At 66.4% G+C, this 17,360-nt stretch carries 16 protein-coding genes; 8 read left to right on the plus strand and 8 right to left on the minus strand.

Annotated features, from left to right (window positions below; all coding sequences use genetic code 11):
- Positions 1-201: 201 nt before the first annotated feature.
- The 7 genes from A3M7_RS0109305 to A3M7_RS0109335 all read left to right on the plus strand — a co-directional run bounded on the left by A3M7_RS0109305 (position 202) and on the right by A3M7_RS0109335 (position 10,551).
- Positions 202-1,200, plus strand: a complete 999-nt coding sequence (locus tag A3M7_RS0109305) for a MoxR family ATPase (RefSeq protein ID WP_027543674.1) — start codon at positions 202-204, stop codon at positions 1,198-1,200.
- Positions 1,200-2,144, plus strand: coding sequence for a DUF58 domain-containing protein (locus A3M7_RS0109310; protein WP_027543675.1), 945 nt, complete (start codon positions 1,200-1,202; stop codon positions 2,142-2,144). Before A3M7_RS0109305 ends, A3M7_RS0109310 begins: the two co-directional genes overlap by 1 nt.
- A complete protein-coding gene (locus A3M7_RS0109315; protein WP_027543676.1) occupies positions 2,141-4,954 on the plus strand; it encodes a DUF4159 domain-containing protein in 2,814 nt (937 codons plus the stop codon). The genes A3M7_RS0109310 and A3M7_RS0109315 overlap by 4 nt, the downstream gene beginning before the upstream one ends.
- Before the next feature lie 7 nt (positions 4,955-4,961).
- Positions 4,962-7,025, plus strand: a complete 2,064-nt coding sequence (locus A3M7_RS0109320) for a membrane protein (protein ID WP_027543677.1) — start codon at positions 4,962-4,964, stop codon at positions 7,023-7,025.
- A gap of 30 nt (positions 7,026-7,055) precedes the next feature.
- Positions 7,056-7,436 carry a hypothetical protein gene (locus tag A3M7_RS0109325; RefSeq protein WP_049823290.1) on the plus strand — a complete coding sequence of 127 codons (381 nt, stop codon included), beginning with the start codon at positions 7,056-7,058 and terminating at the stop codon, positions 7,434-7,436.
- A gap of 161 nt (positions 7,437-7,597) precedes the next feature.
- Entirely contained in the window at positions 7,598-8,002 is a 405-nt protein-coding gene (locus A3M7_RS0109330; protein ID WP_027543679.1) for a DUF2946 family protein, read from the plus strand.
- Positions 8,003-8,154: 152 nt separating this feature from the next.
- Complete coding sequence (locus A3M7_RS0109335; RefSeq protein WP_027543680.1) at positions 8,155-10,551, plus strand: TonB-dependent receptor; 2,397 nt, start codon at positions 8,155-8,157, stop codon at positions 10,549-10,551.
- Between the two features lie 155 nt (positions 10,552-10,706).
- Here the strand turns inward: A3M7_RS0109335 and A3M7_RS0109340 are convergent, their stop codons facing one another.
- From A3M7_RS0109340 to A3M7_RS0109365, 6 genes are all read right to left on the minus strand, one after another.
- Positions 10,707-11,192, minus strand: a complete 486-nt coding sequence (locus A3M7_RS0109340) for a GNAT family N-acetyltransferase (RefSeq protein ID WP_027543681.1) — start codon at positions 11,190-11,192, stop codon at positions 10,707-10,709.
- Between the two features lie 56 nt (positions 11,193-11,248).
- Positions 11,249-12,403 carry a hypothetical protein gene (locus A3M7_RS0109345; RefSeq protein ID WP_049823291.1) on the minus strand — a complete coding sequence of 385 codons (1,155 nt, stop codon included), beginning with the start codon at positions 12,401-12,403 and terminating at the stop codon, positions 11,249-11,251.
- A gap of 37 nt (positions 12,404-12,440) precedes the next feature.
- Positions 12,441-13,112, minus strand: coding sequence for a methyltransferase domain-containing protein (locus A3M7_RS0109350; protein ID WP_027543683.1), 672 nt, complete (start codon positions 13,110-13,112; stop codon positions 12,441-12,443).
- Positions 13,113-13,148: 36 nt separating this feature from the next.
- Complete coding sequence (locus A3M7_RS0109355; RefSeq protein WP_027543684.1) at positions 13,149-13,664, minus strand: GNAT family N-acetyltransferase; 516 nt, start codon at positions 13,662-13,664, stop codon at positions 13,149-13,151.
- 123 nt (positions 13,665-13,787) lie between these two features.
- Positions 13,788-14,735 carry a glycosyltransferase family 2 protein gene (locus A3M7_RS0109360; protein WP_027543685.1) on the minus strand — a complete coding sequence of 316 codons (948 nt, stop codon included), beginning with the start codon at positions 14,733-14,735 and terminating at the stop codon, positions 13,788-13,790.
- Between the two features lie 61 nt (positions 14,736-14,796).
- Positions 14,797-15,288, minus strand: a complete 492-nt coding sequence (locus A3M7_RS0109365) for an NUDIX domain-containing protein (protein ID WP_027543686.1) — start codon at positions 15,286-15,288, stop codon at positions 14,797-14,799.
- Positions 15,289-15,392: 104 nt separating this feature from the next.
- On the opposite strand from A3M7_RS0109365, the gene A3M7_RS0109370 reads away from it, so the two are divergent.
- Positions 15,393-16,274: a metallophosphoesterase gene (locus A3M7_RS0109370; RefSeq protein ID WP_027543687.1), complete on the plus strand. Its 882-nt coding sequence runs from the start codon at positions 15,393-15,395 to the stop codon at positions 16,272-16,274.
- A 125-nt stretch (positions 16,275-16,399) separates the two neighbouring features.
- Here the strand turns inward: A3M7_RS0109370 and A3M7_RS0109375 are convergent, their stop codons facing one another.
- Positions 16,400-16,954, minus strand: coding sequence for a hypothetical protein (locus A3M7_RS0109375; protein WP_027543688.1), 555 nt, complete (start codon positions 16,952-16,954; stop codon positions 16,400-16,402).
- Positions 16,955-17,142: 188 nt separating this feature from the next.
- Positions 17,143-17,352, minus strand: coding sequence for a hypothetical protein (locus A3M7_RS0109380; RefSeq protein WP_018323282.1), 210 nt, complete (start codon positions 17,350-17,352; stop codon positions 17,143-17,145).
- Positions 17,353-17,360: the final 8 nt, after the last annotated feature.

The following is a 17,360-nucleotide window of genomic DNA, read 5'->3' on the forward strand; positions in this document are numbered from 1 at the left end:
GGATTAGTCCGGTGTGGAGGTCGCCACTTCGTGATGCCCTACATACCCTTAAGCCGATAAGGTGGGGATAGGTTAATTCAACGAATACATGGCCTTCCTGCAAGTCTAGCATAGGGCCCATGTGATGATGTGATGCATCTGACGTGATGCGATGACATGGCGACGCGAGCGAGCCGCGCGGCAGGCTGAAGGAGCTAACGGATGGCGGAGAGTGTCGAGAAACTCGAGGATGGAATCGTCCGCTCGGCCGAGCAGGTCTCGAGCCAGATTCGCGCGGCGAAGGAGGCGATCGGGTCCGTCATCTTCGGCCAGGACCGCGTGATCGAGAACACGCTGGTCACCATCCTCTCCGGCGGCCATGCGCTGCTGATCGGCGTGCCCGGCCTTGCCAAGACCAAGCTGGTCGAGACGCTCGGCGTCACGCTCGGTCTCGACGCCAAGCGTATCCAGTTCACGCCCGACCTGATGCCGTCGGACATCCTCGGCGCCGAGGTGCTCGACGAGAGCACCGCGGGCAGGCGTGCCTTCCGCTTCATCGCAGGCCCGGTGTTCGCGCAGCTCCTGATGGCCGACGAGATCAACCGCGCCAGCCCGCGCACGCAATCTGCGCTGCTCCAGGCGATGCAGGAGCAGCACATCACCGTTGCCGGCGCGCGTCACGACCTGCCGAAGCCGTTCCACGTGCTCGCGACCCAGAACCCGCTGGAGCAGGAAGGCACCTATCCGCTGCCCGAAGCGCAGCTCGACCGCTTCCTGATGGAGATCGACGTCGACTATCCCGATCGCGACGCCGAGCGCCGCATCCTGTTCGAGACCACCGGCGCCGAGGAGACGCTGGCACGGGGCTCGATGACCGCGGATGCGCTGATCACCGCGCAGCGGCTGATCCGGCGCCTGCCGGTCGGCGATTCCGTGGTCGAGGCGATCCTGTCGCTGGTCCGCTCGGCCCGTCCGGGTCCGGACAGCGGCGAGACCGGCAAGTTCATCGCCTGGGGCCCCGGCCCGCGCGCCAGCCAATCCCTGATGCTCGCGGTGCGCGCACGTGCGCTGATCGACGGACGGCTCGCACCCTCGATCGACGACGTGCTCGACCTCGCCGAACCTATTCTGAAGCACCGCATGGCACTGACCTTCCAGGCGCGCGCCGAAGGGCGCACGATTCCGGACGTGATCCGGCAGTTGAAAACACGGATCGGTTGATGGCCGCTGAGAACGGGCACACAGCGAAGGAGATCATCGCGATCCGACGTGCCGATGGCGAAAGCCGCACGCTCGCAGCTTCCTTGCCGCGCCTGGTGCTCGAGGCCCGCCGCGTCGCCGCCAACGTCATCCACGGCCTGCACGGCAGGCGGCGCGCAGGCTCCGGCGAAAATTTCTGGCAATACCGCCGCTTCGTCTCCGGCGAGCCGTCGCAGAACGTCGACTGGCGGCGCTCGGCGCGCGATGACCATCTCTATGTCCGCGAGCTCGAATGGGAAGCCTCGCACACGGTCTGGATCTGGCCCGACCGCTCGCCGTCGATGGCCTTTGCCTCGAAGACCGCGCGCGAGTCCAAGCTCGAACGCACCCTGATCGTCGCCTTCGCGCTGGCCGAGCTGCTGGTCTCGGGCGGCGAGCGCGTCGGCATTCCCGGGCTGATGGCGCCGACCGCGAGCCGCAGCGTCATCGACAAGATGGCGCAGGCGATGCTGCATGACGATGCCGACCGGCTGAGCCTGCCGCCGTCCTTCGTTCCTTCCGCGCTCGCCGAGATCATCGTGCTGTCGGATTTCTGGTCGCCGATCGCGGAGATCAGTGCGACGCTCGCAGGGCTCTCCGGCTCCGGCGCGCATGGCACGATGGTGCAGGTGGTCGATCCCGCCGAGGAGTCGTTCCCCTATTCCGGCCGCATCGAGTTCGTCGAGCCGGAAGGTTTTGGCGTGATCACCGCCGGACGCGCCGAGAGCTGGGCGCAGGATTACACCGCGCGGCTCGCGCTGCACCGCGACCAGATCCGCGCCCAGACCTCAAAGCTCGACTGGCTGTTCACGACGCACGCGACCGACCGCTCCGCCGCCGAATTGCTGCTGTTCCTGCATGCCGGCATGCAGGTGAGCAAGTCGGGCGCCCGCACCACTTCCATCAAGGCGGGGCCGGCCGCATGATGGGATTGCCGCTCGCCTTCACCGAACCGCTGCTCCTGATCGGCCTCGTCAGCCTGCCGGTGCTGTGGTGGCTCCTGCGCGTGATGCCGCCGCGGCCGCGCCGGATCGAGTTTCCGCCGACGCGCCTGTTGTTCGACATCGCGCCAAGGGAGGAGACGCCTTCGCGGACGCCGTGGTGGCTGACTGCGCTGCGCCTCCTGGCAGCGGCGCTGGTCATTTTCGCCGCCGCCGGCCCGATCTGGAATCCGCAGACGGGGCTTGCCGGCAGCAAGGCGCCGCTGATGATCATGTTCGACGACGGCTGGAGCGCGGCCTCGAACTGGGACATCAGGATCAGGGCCGCCGACGAGCTGATCGCCAATGCCGACAACGACCGCCGCGCCATCGCGCTGGTGCCGCTGTCCGAGCCGAACCGCGACATCACCCTGATGCCGGCGGGGGCGGCGCGCGTCGCGCTGCGCCAGCTGGTACCAAAGCCCTATTCGATCGAGCGCGTCGAAACCCTCGCAGCGGTCGATCGTTTCCTGAAAGCCACCGGCGACTGCGAGATCGCCTGGCTGTCCGATGGCGTCGACACCGGCCGCGGCGAGGAATTCGTGCAGGCCCTCGGCAAGACCATCGGCGATCGCAGCCTGACCGTGTTCGAAGGCGGCACCTCCTCTCCGCTGGCGCTCGTCGCGGCCGAGAACGCCGCCGCCAGGATGACGGTGAAGGTGCTGCGCACCGACAGCGGCATTGCCGTTGGCACCGTGCGCGCGCTGGACCAGAAGGCATCGCCGATCGGCGAAGCCCGTTATTCGTTCGGCCCGCAGGACAAGGAGACCGAGGCCGCGTTCGACCTGCCGGTCGAGCTGCGCAACGACATCACGCGACTCGAGATATCGGGCGAGCGCTCCGCGGGCGCGGTGCAGCTGCTCGACAAGCGCTGGCGCCGCCGCGCCATCGGCATCGTCTCGGGCGCGACCAGCGAGACCGCGCAGCCGCTGCTGGCGCCGACTTTCTACCTCACCCGCGCGCTGGCGCCGTTCGCCGACGTGCGGCTCGCCGACAAGGGCTCGCCGCAGCAGGGCATCACCCAGTTCCTCGACCAGAAGCTGCCGATGATCATCCTGGCCGATGTCGGCACCATCGCGCCCGAAATCCGCGAGCGCCTCAATGCCTGGATCGACCAGGGCGGCGTGCTGGTGCGGTTCGCAGGGCCCCGCTTGGCGCAGGCCGAAGACGATCTCGTGCCGGTCAAGCTGCGCAAGGGCGGCCGCACGCTCGGCGGCAGCCTGACCTGGGAAAAGCCGCAGCACCTCGCCGCCTTCGCGGCCGACGGTCCGTTTGCCGGCGTCGTCGTCCCTAAGGACGTCACCGTGAGCCGCCAGGTCCTGGCCGAGCCCGATGCCGTGCTCGCCACCAAGAGCTGGGCGTCGCTGGAAGACGGCACGCCGCTGGTGACGGGTGAGCATCGCGGCAAGGGCATCGTCAGCCTGTTCCACGTCAGCGCCGACATGCGCTGGTCGGATCTGCCGATGTCGGGCATCTTCGTCGAAATGCTGCGGCGGGTCGTCGACATGTCCGGCTACACCGCCAAGCCCGGCGCCGGCGTGGCCAGCGAGGCGACCACCGAGACGGTGGCGCCGCTGCACATGCTCGACGGCTTCGGCGCCTTCGGTCCGCCGCCGGCCACGGCAAAGCCGCTGCCCGCGGATTATCGCGACCGCGCCACACCCGATCATCCGCCGGGCTTCTACGGTCCGGCAGAAGGACCGCTCGCCGTGAACACGCTTGCTAGCGCCGACCGCATCGCAGCCCTGAACACCGCGAGCCTGCGCGCCCGGCACGCCACCTACACCAACGCCGAGCCGCGCGATCTGCGCGGCTGGCTGCTGTCGACGGCGCTCGCTTTGTTCCTGGTCGACGCCATCATCGTCGCGGTGCTCGGCGGCGGCCTCGCCGCGCTGCTGCGCCGCCGCGCCGCGCCTGCAATGATCCTGCTCGGCCTCGTGCTGGCGGGCCTCCCGGCACTGTCGCCGACACCCGCGCGCGCCGACAGCACCACGGACGAGTTCGCGATGAAGGCGGTATCGCAGACCCGCCTCGCCTATGTCGTGACAGGCAATGCCGACGTCGATTCCATCGTCAAGGCCGGGCTATCAGGACTGACGCTGTTCCTGGCGCAGCGCACCGCGCTCGAGGCCGGCGATCCCGTCGGCATCGATCCCGCCCGCGACGAGCTCGCCTTCTTCCCGCTGATCTACTGGCCCATCGTGCCCGGCGCGCCCAAGCCGCCGCAGGACGCCATCAACAAGATCGACGCCTACATGAAGCAGGGCGGCACCGTGCTGTTCGACACCCGCGACGCGATCGAAGCGCCGGCCGGCGACAACGGCGCCTCGCAGACGCCGGGCATGCGGGCGCTGCGCGACATCCTGTCCTCGCTCGACGTGCCCGAGCTCGAGCCGGTGCCGCGCGAGCACGTGCTGACCAAGACCTTCTACCTGCTGCGCGACTTCCCCGGCCGCTTCAACAGCGGCCAGACCTGGGTCGAGACCCTGCCGCGCGAGGACGACGACGAGAGCGCGCAGCGCCCGGCGCGCGGCGGCGACGGCGTCTCGCCGATCATCATCACCTCGAACGATCTTGCCGGCGCCTGGGCCGTGCGCCCCGACGGCCAGTACATGCTGCCGGTGACCGGCGGCGACCCACGCCAGCGCGAATTCGCCTACCGTGCCGGCGCCAACATCGTGATGTACACGCTGACCGGCAACTACAAGGCCGACCAGGTGCACGCACCGGCCCTGATCGAACGGCTGGGGCAATAGGATCGACATGAATTACGGCATCGCGTTCACGCCGCTTGTTCCCGCGATCGTCCTGTGGCTCGCGCTGGCCGCAATCGTCGTCATCGCGCTCGTGCTGCTGCTGGCGCGTGCGCGCGGCGCTGCGGTGCGCGTGGCCGCGCTGGTGCTGTTCCTGCTGGCGCTCGCCAATCCCTCCTTCACCCGCGAGGACCGCGATCCCCTCACCTCGGTCGCCGCGGTCGTGGTCGACAAGAGCCCGAGCCAGAATTTCGGCAACCGCAATCGCGAGGCAGCAGCGGCGCAGGAAGCGCTGGTCGACGGCCTGAAGAAGATCAAGGGCCTCGAGGTCCGCGTCGTCGACGCCGGACAGGCCGACGGCGAGACCGACGGCACAAGACTGTTCGGCGCCCTCGCCTCGGCCTTGTCGGACGTGCCGGTCGACCGCGTCGCCGGCGCGTTCCTGATCACCGACGGCCGCGTCCACGACATTCCCGCGAACGCCGCCGCGCTCGGCTTCCAGGCGCCGGTGCACGCGCTGATCACCGGGCAGAAGGACGAGCGCGACCGCCGCATCGCGATCACGGCGGCGCCGCGCTTCGGCATCGTCGGGCAAAACCAGACCATCACCTACCGGCTCGACGACCAGGGCGTCTCCGGCGAGCGCGCCAAGGTCACGGTTCGCCGCGACGGCGAGGTCATCAACGAGCGCACGCTCTCGAGCGGCCAGACCGCGAGCGTGGAGGTCGACATCAAGCATGCCGGCCCGAACATCGTCGAGATCGAGGCCTCGCCGCTCGAGCGAGAGCTGACGCCGGTCAACAACCGCGCCGTCGTCGCCATCGACGGCGTGCGCGACAAGCTGCGCGTGCTGCTGGTCTCGGGCGAGCCGCATTCCGGCGAGCGCACCTGGCGCAACCTCCTGAAGTCCGATGCCAGCGTCGATCTCGTGCACTTCACCATTCTGCGGCCGCCGGAGAAGCAGGACGGCACGCCGATCAACGAATTGTCGCTGATCGCGTTTCCGACCCGCGAGCTGTTCCAGCAGAAGATCAACGAATTCCAGCTGATCATCTTCGATCGCTACGCCCGCCAGGGCGTGCTGCCGATCGCCTATTTCGACAACATCGCGCGCTATGTGCGCGCGGGCGGCGCGGTGCTCGTCTCCGCCGGCCCCGACTACGCCTCCAATACCAGCATCTGGCGCACGCCGCTGGATTCGGTGCTGCCGGCCGAGCCGGTCGGCGTGACCGAGAAGCCGTTCTATGCGCACCTGTCCGACATCGGCAAACGCCATCCGGTCACGCGCGGGCTGGAGGGCTCGGCAAGCGAGCCGCCGCGCTGGAGCCGCTTCTTCCGCACCGTCGACACCCGCAATTCCGTCAACCCGCCCGTGATGACGGGCGTCGACGGCAAGCCGCTGTTGTTCCTGTCGCGCTTCGGCGAGGGACGGGTCGCGCTGCTGCTCTCCGACCACATCTGGCTGTGGGCGCGCGGCTATGAGGGCGGCGGCCCGCATCTCGACCTTCTCAGGCGGATGTCGCACTGGCTGATGAAGCAGCCGGATCTCGATGAAGAAGCGCTGCGCCTCCAGGTGCAGGGCAAGGATCTCGTGGTGGTGCGCCAGACCATGTCGGACAGCGTGCAGCCGGTGAGCGTGACCTCGCCGTCGGGCGTGTCGCGCGACCTGACGCTGAGCGCCGGCGATCCCGGCGAGTGGCGCGCCAGCCTGCCGGCCAACGAACTCGGCCTGTGGCAGGCGACCGACGGCACGCTGAAGGCGCTGATCAATGTCGGCCCGACCAATCCGAAGGAGTTTTCGGAGGTCACCTCCACCACCGAAACCCTGAAGCCGCTGACGCAGGCGACCGGCGGCAATGCCGTGCGCGTGGTCGACGGCTCCAGCGTCGAGCTGCCGCGCGTCGTGCCGGTGCGCTCGGTGAGCGTCTTCCATGGCGACGGCTGGATGGGCGTGCGGATGCGCGACGCCAGCGTCGTGAAGGGCGTCGGCGTGCTGCCGATCTTCGCCGGCCTGATCGGCCTGTTGCTGCTGCTCGGCGCTTTCGCCGCGACCTGGGTCCGCGAGGGGCGCTGAGACGGGGCAGCTCCGTGAGAGGAGGCGCAGGTGGCTGTGTTTCTCGGTGTCATATGCGCGCTCGCAACGATCTGGTCGGCTCTAAAATATTTCGAAATCCAATCAGCGCTATCCGACACGCTGCCGCTGCAGTTCCGGGATGGCCTGAACTCACGCTACGCGATTCCGATCTATGCGCTTGAACCATCGACGCCGCTGGCTGTGCAGGCGGAATATGTGAAGTCGCTTGCCGGCGGTAGTGTCGCGCTGACCTGTTTTGCCCTCGCCTGCCTCTTTGCCGGCCAAATGCCGGGGGTTTTGCTCGCATCCGTCGGCGCAATCGCGGTTACGATTTCGACCATCAAGTCGTGGAAGACCTATCGACAAAACGGCGATCGACGTGCGCCGCCGATCGATACGAACGAAGCGTGAGAAGCTGCCCCGCCGCACCGGCCGTTGCGCCAATCACACAGGTCTGGTCGATCGCCTGCCAACTGGCGGAACCGAGTTGACACCGCCTCTCCATTCCGATGTTATATTGTAACATCGCGACATCAGGGGATGATCCTCGCGATGTGGGGTGGCTTTTCCAGATGAAGTGGTTCCGGTCGAATATCAGGCACGGCGCCCGGCTCGCGTTGTTCGCGATGCTGGTGCAATTCGCGCTGACATTCGGCCACAGCCACTGGTTCGCCCAGGCCGCCCCGCTTGCGGCAGCCTCGCTTCAGCAAACCGACAACGCCAAAGCGATCGCTTCGACGGACCGCGCAGCGATCCAGAAGCAATCGCCTGCAGGCCCCGACCGGGAGCGGCCGGGCGAGGACAATTGCGCGATCTGCGCATTGGTCGCGATGGCGGGCACCGTCCTGTTCTCGACGCCGCCTCTCCTGGAGCTGCCGCAGGCGATCGAGCTGCTCCACCGCACCACCGACGCCGAGTTCAGCCATCTGAAATCAGCCGGCACGGCGTTCCAGCCGCGCGCCCCACCCGCGTCCTGACTCCCAACATCGCTCGATCACACCCGGACTCGCCGCGCCCACGCGCGGACGATCGCCCGGGAGCCGTTGAAGCCGAATTCCGTCGCACCGCGACGGCAGGCCGCCTCCGATCAACAAACATCTTGCGGACGCGCCTGACTGGAATCAGGACCATGTCATTTGAATTGCGACGCGTGCAGCATCTCGCCGGAGCGAGCCTGCTCCTGCTCGGCGCCGCCGCCACATCGGCGCTCGCCCAAGAACCGGTACAAGCACCGGTACAACAGCCTGCGCAGGACAAGTCGTCGACCGAGATCCCCGCCGTCACCGTGACGGCGCCGAGCCCCATCGTGCGCAGGGTGGTACCGACCCGCAGCCCGGTCCGCGTCGCGCGCACCGGACGGTCGCGCAGCCAACAACACACGGCCGAAGCCGCGCCGGCGGCAGCAGTCACCGCCGCAACACCTCAGCAAGGCGTGCTGCCTATTGTGACCAACCAGTTCGCCACCGTGACGGTGGTGCCGAACGACGAGATCCGCCGCGAGGGCGGCGGCCAGCTCGGCGATCTCCTGTTCTCCAAGCCGGGCATCACCGGCTCGAGCTTCGCGCCCGGCGCCTCCAGCCGGCCGATCATCCGCGGTCTCGACGTCAACCGCGTCGGCATCGTCGAGAACGGCACCAATTCCGGCGGCGCCTCCGACCTCGGCGAGGATCATTTCGTCCCGATCGATCCGCTCGCGACCAACCAGGTCGAGGTGGTGCGCGGGCCTGCTGCGCTCCGCTACGGCTCGACCTCGATCGGCGGCGTCGTCAGCGCCACCAACAACCGGATTCCGGATGCGCTGCCGAGCTGCGCACCATCGTTCCAGACCTACGGCCTGCCGACCAAGGCGCCGCTGGCGACCGCCGCGACCTCGCCTTGCGTCACGGCCGAGACGCGCACGGCGTTCAGCTCGGTCGATCGCGGCGTCGAAAGCGGCGTGCTGCTCGACACCGGCGGCGGCAATTTCGCGTTCCATGCCGACGTCTATGGCCGCACCACCACGGACTATGGCATCCCGAGCTATCCCTATCTGAACGACCAGACGCGATCCGTCGCCAACGGCCGCCAGCCCAACTCGGCGACGCGCTCGGACGGCGCATCGATCGGCGGCTCCTACTTCTTCCAGGGCGGCTATATCGGGGCCGCGATTACGCAGAACGACTCGCTCTACCACATCCCCGGCATCGACGGCGCCGACCACAACACGCGCATCGACGGCCACCAGACCAAGATCAACGTCAAGGGCGAGTACCGGCCCGATGCCGCCGCGATCGACACCATCCGCTTCTGGGCTGGCGCGACCGACTACCGGCACAACGAGATCGGCCTTGCCGATCCCGCCGACCCCAACACCGACGGCGTGCGGCAGACCTTCACCAACAAGGAGCAGGAGATCCGCACCGAGGTGCAGCTGATGCCGTTCAACGCGCGCTTCGCCGAGGTGACGACGGCGCTGGGCTTCCAGGTCGGTCATCAGGAGCTGACGGCACCGAGCCCCGACAATCCCGGCACGCTGTTCAACGGCCTGTGGGACCCCAACAACAACACCCGCGTTGCTGCTTACGCCTTCAACGAGTTCAAGTTCACGGACGCGACGCGAGCCCAGATCGCCGGCCGCATCGAGCATGTCGAGCTGCACGGCACCACGCCGAATTTCCCGGCCGACTACCTGCCCGACGGCACGCCGCAGGTGGCGATCGCGCGCAATCCGTCCTACACGCCGAAGAGCGGCAGCATCGGCCTGCTGCAGGACCTGCCCGGCGGCATGGTCGGCAGCATCACCGCCCAATATGTCGAGCGCGCGCCGAAGGCGGCGGAACTATTCTCGCGCGGCGCCCATGATGCGACCGCGACCTTCGACATCGGCAATCCGAACCTGACGATCGAGACCGCCAAGTCGGTCGAGGTCGGCGTGCGCAAGGCGACGGGACCGTTCCGGTTCGAGGCGACCGTCTACTACACGCATTTCGACAATTTCATCTTTCGCCGCCTCACCGGCGTGATGTGCGACGACGATTTTGCCTCGTGCGGCACGCCCGGCGCCGAGCTGAACCAGGCCGTCTATTCGCAGCGCAATGCCAATTTCCGCGGCGGCGAATTCCAGTCGCAATTCGATGTCGGCGCGTTCCAGGGCGGCGTCTGGGGCATCGAGAACCAGCTCGACGTGGTCCGCGCCACCTTTACCGACGGCACCAACGTGCCGCGGATTCCGCCGCTTCGAATGGGCGGCGGCGTGTTCTGGCGCGACGACAACTGGCTGATGCGCGTCAACCTGTTGCACGCCTTCGCGCAGAACAACGTGGCCGTGATCGCGGAGACGCCGACGGCGGGCTACAATCTGTTGAAGGCCGAGGTCAGCTACAAGACGAAGCTCGACCGCAACTGGTTCGGCGCACGCGAGATGATTGCCGGCATCGTCGGCAACAATCTCCTCAACGAGAACATCCGCAACTCGGTGTCCTACACCAAGGACGAGGTGTTGATGCCCGGCATCGGCGTGCGGGCGTTCGCCAACTTCAAGTTCTGAGCGCGACCCAGTCGGGGCCTGCGGGCCCCGAAACGCACCGTCATTGCGAGGAGCTCTTGCGACGAAGCAATCCAGGCTGCCTCTGCGGAAAGATTCTGGATTGCTTCGCTACGCTCGCAATGACGAAGTATGGGGTGGGTTGCTGCGCTTCCCACTCACGGAGTCGCACACACCAGCGGCTTCTCGAAGCGCCATTGGTCGACGGGGAACGGTCCGTTCGACGTCTCCGACATCATCACGAATGTGCCGGCCCTGCGCCAGCCGCTCTTCTCGTAGAACCGTGCGGCGCGATCATTGCCGATGGCGCATGCCAGCCACGCCAGCTCCACTCCGCGCGCGGCGAGCCGCGCCTCCGCATCGGCGATCAGCGCCGCGGCCACGCCTGTCCCGTGCGCCTTTGACGACACGAAGAGCTGGTACAATTCGTCACCCCTGATGGCGCATAAGCCGAGCGGCGCACCAGCCGGGCCGACGACGCAGAGATCGGGAAGCATGACCGCAAGGCGATCGCGAAAGCTCGAGAGCGTACGGAGGCGGACCAGTTCAGACGGCGCAAGCGCCGCGTGCGATTCATGCCAGACGTCGTGCCACATGCTGGCGAGATGATCGATCTCACCGATATCAGCGGGGCGCACCTGCATCGTCGCTACTCCCTCCGGGGGAAACCTGTCGCCGCAGATGCACCCACCTGAATTCATCACGCTTTGGCCCAAGCGGCCGCTTCAGGGGCGTCCTCTGCCGCCTCCTGGAAGAGGTGGGCAAACAGCAGGCTCCACAGCGTCAGGAGAGAAATGGGGATGGTGTAGTATGGCGTCGCGATCGGATAGGTGAAGAAGAAGGCGAGATTGATCGCCAGATTGGCGATCGTGAGCTGTGCGACACGGCGAGCGCCATTCGGCTGCCGCAACAGCCAGAGCGAGCTCGCGATTCCGATGACGATCAACAACGTCTGGAGCGGGTCGGCGAGATAGTCCCGGATCACTGCGAACGAGAAATCCAGCGGCCTGACATCGGGATTGTTGCCGTAGGTCGACGCGAACGGACTGCCGGCATTGACGGCGTAAGAGACGATGGTCGGCACCACGCCGGCCAGCAACGCGATGCCGAACGCGCCCCCCTGCAAGAACCGCGGCATCGTGCGTTCCGCCAGGAACGCGACCAGGAGAAACATGCAATAGCCGGACGCCAGGAAGAGGTTGGCCAGGCGGAAATCGACCGTCAAGCCGAGCAGGAAGCCGATGGACGCCAACAGCCCGATCCTCGGTTGAGATTGCGGGCTCGTCAGCCATCGCGCCGTGAGACATCCTGCGAGCGCGCACACGACGGCCGTCGGGGCCATCGAATAGCTCGCCTTGACCGGATTGACCATCACGTAGATGGCAAGACAGCCGAACGTCCCGACCATCAGCACCGACCTTGTGGTGCGCGCGAGAGAGAGGGCAAATAGCGCGAAGCCGAAGACGACAGCGGTCGCAAGCATGTACATGGGTGCGACCTGGTGACCTGGCGGAAACAACGCCAACACGAGGCCGACACCCGGCGGGTATTGGATGACGACTTTGCCTGTGGCCGGCATCAAGTTGTGACAGGGCGCATCGGTGGTATCGTCCCACTTCGGGTAGTCGATCGCCTTCAGCTTTGCTTTCAGATAGCCATCGTCGTCGCGGGTGAGGTTGGTGTCGAAGCCTCCCACCAGCCCGAACCTCTGGAACAGATGCGCCTGCCGCAGGTAGCAGATGTCGTCGTAGACGCCGCGAGCCTCACTCCATCGCAACATGGTCCAGAAATGGCCGACCAGAATCGCGAGAAATAAGACGGCGAAGACGGCTTTGCTCGTACGGATATTTTTCATTGGGATCTTGCCGCGGCGGGAGGCGCTGGCTCTGCGGTTAGCGAAATGCAAGATAGAGATTGGACGATAACGGGCCGAGCGACAAGCCGGTGTAGCCCACCGCCGCCGGCTTGGCGATCAGCGCGGTGAACTCCAGCAGCCGTTTTCGCGTCATCAGGATCAGGTTCTGTTCGTCGGTCCATTCCGACTTGCGGGTGATCATGCAGGCGATTCTGAAGGTGCCATCCAGGTAGTGCGCCAGCGGGATAGCCGTATGGTGCTCGACCGGAAAGAACCTGTTGGGCACCGTTATGAACACCCGCCTCGCAACGCGGCAAAGCTCCTTGACCAAGAGCCTCTGATTTTCGTGGCTTCCGGCATGCTCGAGCACGGCATTGGACGTCGCAACATCGAATTCGTTGTCGTCAAACGGCAGCCGAGTATTCGGCTCGATCTGCACGTAACGGCAAAGCGGAAAAGCCGCCTTGAACTCGACTCCTTCGCCGAGCCCGCAGGCCGTGATCTTGTGCTGATGTGGGTAGCTTCTTTCCAGTACGTTTGCGCCGTCGTTGATCACGTCGGACACTCCGACATCCAGGATCTCGTCCGACGCGGACGGCTGCATGTGGGCGATGAAATCCTGGAATATACGGTCGCGCGCCGCGATGAGCAGCTTTTCCGCCGTCCCCCCGGACGCCACCTCTCGGTAATATTGCTGATCGACCGGCACTACCCTACCTCATGTGAGCTTCGAAGCGATGGCGCGTCAGGTTGGCGCCCTGCTCCAGTCCGGACCGACTGGCCCCGATACGCCCTCGAACGCGCCCTCGACGAGCTCGACGACGAGGAGCCGGGCGTAATCGACCGGGCCCGGCATCGTGACCCGTCCCTTCGGCACCGGCTTAAAGCCGACGCGGCTGTAATAGGGCTCGTCGCCGACCAGCAGCACCAGGCGGTGGCCCTGCGCCTTCGCATCCTTCAGCGCGCGCTCGAGCAGCTGCCGGCCGACGCCGCGGCCGCGGAACGGAGGCTCGACCGTCAGCGGCCCGAGCAGCAGCGCCGGCGTGTCGCCGACGCAGATCGGCAATTGCCGCACGGATCCAACCAGCAACGTACCGACGCGGGCGGTGAAGGACAGTTCGAGCACATGATCGACGTGCTCGCGGATGCGATAGGCGCTCAGCACAAAGCGGCCGGGTCCGAAGGTGCGTTCGTGCAGCCGCTCGATTGCCTGAGCATCGCCGGCGGCTTCGGACAGGATGGTGAGTGAGAGATCGTTCATCGCGTCACAGCGTGTTCAAGCGGAATCATCGGTTGGCGTCGGAAAAAACAGTCGGGCGGCGTCGGCGGGATATCACCTCGGAGGGCGGTGGTCCATGGGATTACGTCCGCCTCCGAGGCCATTTCAGTTCCTCCCGAACGGCGGTTGGGACAGATAGGCGAGCATCTTCATTTCCCGCCGGCCGCGCGTCACGGTGTCGAGCACGAGCCCCGACGAAGCCGAAAGCAGCGCCATGATCATCAGCCCCATGGAGAGCACGGCGGTCGGCAGGCGCGGCACGAGGCCGGTTTCGAGGTAGGTGATGACGACGGGCAGCCCGAGAGCGATCGACAGCAGCGCGAGGACGATGCCGATCGCCGAAAAGAAGCGCAGCGGCCGCTCCGATCGGTTGAGCTTCAGCATCGTGTTGAAGATGCGCAAACCATCCTGCCAGGTATTGAGCTTGGAGAAGGACCCCTCCGGACGCGCGTAATAGGGCGTCTCGACCTCGGCGGCCGGGAGCGACAATTCCAGCGCATAGACCGCAAATTCGGTCTCGATCTCGAAACCGTCGGACAAAACGGGGAAGGATTTGACGAAGCGGCGCGAGAACACGCGGTAACCGGACAGCATGTCCTTGAAGGCGTGACCGAAGGTCGATGCCAGGAAACCGGTGAACACCCGGTTGCCCATGCGATGACCGCGTCGGTAGGCCGCTTGCGATTGATCGACACGGAGCCCCACAACCATATCCAGATGCTCATCGAGCAGCTTGTCGATCATGCGCGGAGCGCTCGGCGCGTCGTAGGTCGCATCACCATCGACGAGCACGTAGATGTCCGCCTCGATGTCCGCGAACATGCGGCGCACGACGTGACCTTTGCCCTGGCGCCGTTCGCTACGCACAATCGCGCCGGCCTCGCGCGCGATCGTCGCGGTACGGTCGGTCGAGTTGTTGTCGTACACGTAGACTTCGGCCGCAGGCAGCGCCTTGCGGAAATCGGCGACGACCGTCGCGACGGCGGCTTCCTCATTGTAACAAGGAACCAGCACGGCGACCCGAAATGGCCATGACTTCGTCGATTCAGGCAAGCTTCATCCCTCGTCCATATGTCGAGACCGCAGACGCGGTGACTACTAGCACAGGCCGCCCTCAGCGCCACGTCGCAATCAGGGGCTGGCCACCCAGTATCTCCGCGATCCGCAACCGCGTCCCTGGCGTGGTCCCCTCGGGCAGCGCCGTGATCGCGAAGAACCCGCACTCGACGATCTCGTGGTTGGGCGCGGGCAGGCGATCCTGCCTGAATTGCCTGACCACGTAGACCGCGACGTGGTCGCGGCGGGAGACGTGGTTGTTGAGGAAGATGCCGTGCAGCATGGCGTCCGCGGTGAGGTCGATGTCGCCCTCCTCCTTGAGCTCGCGCCGCATCGCCTGCTCCATGGTCTCGCCGAGATCGACGCCGCCGCCGGGCAGATACCAGCCGGAGATGTAGCTGTGCCTGACCAGGAACACCCGGTTCTCGGAATCCAGCACCACGGCGCGAACGCCGAGGGTCATGCCGCGAACCAGCAGGAAATAGGCGTGGAAGATTCGCCGCAGCAGCGGCTCGAACTTCCGTCGGACGCGGTTGAGACGATCTTCCATCAGGCTCTCTTCAGTCCCCTCTTCAGGCCTTGCGCGAGGCTTGGCTTGCACGTTGCCTGCGACCTTGCCATTACAGCGGAGCAATAGCGAGGCAATCGCGCGCCATGGCTCCCTTCACGCTCGCCCATCTGTCCGACCCGCATCTGCCGCCCTTGCCGAAGCCGCGGCTGATCGAGCTCGCCGGCAAGCGCGCGCTCGGCTACGTCAACTGGACGCGCAACCGCCACAAGTACCAGCGCCGCGAGGTGCTCGACGCACTCGTCGCCGACGTCAGGGCGCAGACGCCCGACCACATCGCGGTGACGGGCGATCTCGTCAATCTGGCGCTGGAGGCGGAGTTCGCGCCGGCGCGCGCCTGGCTCGACGGCGTCGGGCCGCCCGACCGCGTCACCACGATTCCCGGCAATCACGACGCCTATGTCCGCGCCACCTTTCATCGCTTCGGCGAGACCTTTGCGCCCTATCTTGCGAGCGACGACGGAAGCGTCGGCTTTCCGGCCCTGCGCCGGCGCGGGCCGCTCGCGCTGATCAGCCTGTCCACGGCGGTGCCGACCCTGCCGCTGATGGCGACGGGCACGCTCGGGCGCGATCAGCTCGCAGCCCTCGAACAGGTTCTCGAACGGCTCGCGGCGGAGGACGTCTTCCGCGTGCTGCTGGTGCATCATCCCCTGAAGTCCGACGCGCGCCAGAAGCGAATGACGGACGCGGCCGATCTGCTGGCGCTCTTGAAGCGCCACGGCGTCGAGCTGATCCTGCACGGCCACGACCACATTCATTCGACGATGTGGTTCGAGGGGCCCAACGGCAACATACCCGCGATCGGCGTGCCGTCGGCGTCCGCGCTCGCACACGGGCGCTACCCGGCGGCGGCGTATAATCTGTTCACGATCGAGAAGGACAATGCCGGCTGGCGCTGCGAACAGACGGTGCGCGGACTCGGGTCCGGATTTCAGATCCGGGAGATCAAGCACGCAAGGTTGGTTTGATTGCACGCCGTCATTCCGGGGCATGCGAAGCATGAGCCCGGAATCCATCGAGCCGCAGCACGCGCGGATAAATGGATTCCGGGCTCGCGCCTTTGGCGCGCCCCGGAATGACAGCGGAGGGAAATTCACCAGCTCCGCAGGGCCGCCAGCACGGCGACGCCGAACAAGGCGGCGGCGCCGAGGATGAAGCCAAACACGAACGGCCAGACGCGCGAGCGGGCTGGCCGCTCCGCGGCCTCCGGCTTCGGCTCGGGCAGCACGACCATCGCATGCTCGCGCTCGATCATGCGGCGCGCGACATAGTCGGTGACGGCCTCGACGATCACGGAGGTGTCGTGCGATTCGGCGAGCACGATGCGGCCGAAGCGGGTGTCCTGGACGAAGCGGTACATCCGCTTGTCGCGCCCCATCATGATGTGCGCGACGACGTCGATCCAGAGTCGGGGCGTATCGCCCTGGCTGATGCCGCGGTCGAACAGGTCGATCTGCTCGGGCACCTGTGCAAACAGGGGATCGAGCGCGTCGTTGAGGATCTCGAGCCGCGCCACCTCGGCATCGCGCAAATCGACGACGACGCCGGTCCGGTCGGCGGCCTCGATCCGCGCCCGCAACAGCGCGTCGCGCAGCCGCACCGGGCGCGGCTGGCTGGGATGGGTCCCGCTGGTCTCGGGCTCTGACATTGGCGGCCTCGTCCTCACTTGCCTCCATTAACCTATCAGCAACCAAACCGTCCGCAAAGGGTCCACAATTCCAAATACTTACGGCGCCCACAGCTGTCTCACCTGTGCCAAAAACAGACGATCCCACCCGGCTTGCGCCGGATGGGACCCTCCGTCCTTGGACGTCTTCTTGATTGGTCAGGCAGCCGTCAGGCCGAGACCCGCGACGGCTCTTCCACGATGGAGAAGCGGACGCCGGCCTTGTGGCGGTTCTCTTCCGAGACCGTACGCCAGGCATCTTCGGCTTCCTTGCGGGTCTTGAACGGACCCTGCACCTGGGCCGAGCCTTCCACGAGCTTGTGGAAGTTCATCGAACCGAACTCGCCGCCGATCACCCAGAAATTGCTGCCTTTGGTCATTGTCAGTC

The organism is Bradyrhizobium sp. WSM2254 (genome assembly GCF_000472645.1).
In the GTDB taxonomy this organism is placed as follows: Bacteria; Pseudomonadota; Alphaproteobacteria; order Rhizobiales; family Xanthobacteraceae; genus Bradyrhizobium; species Bradyrhizobium niftali.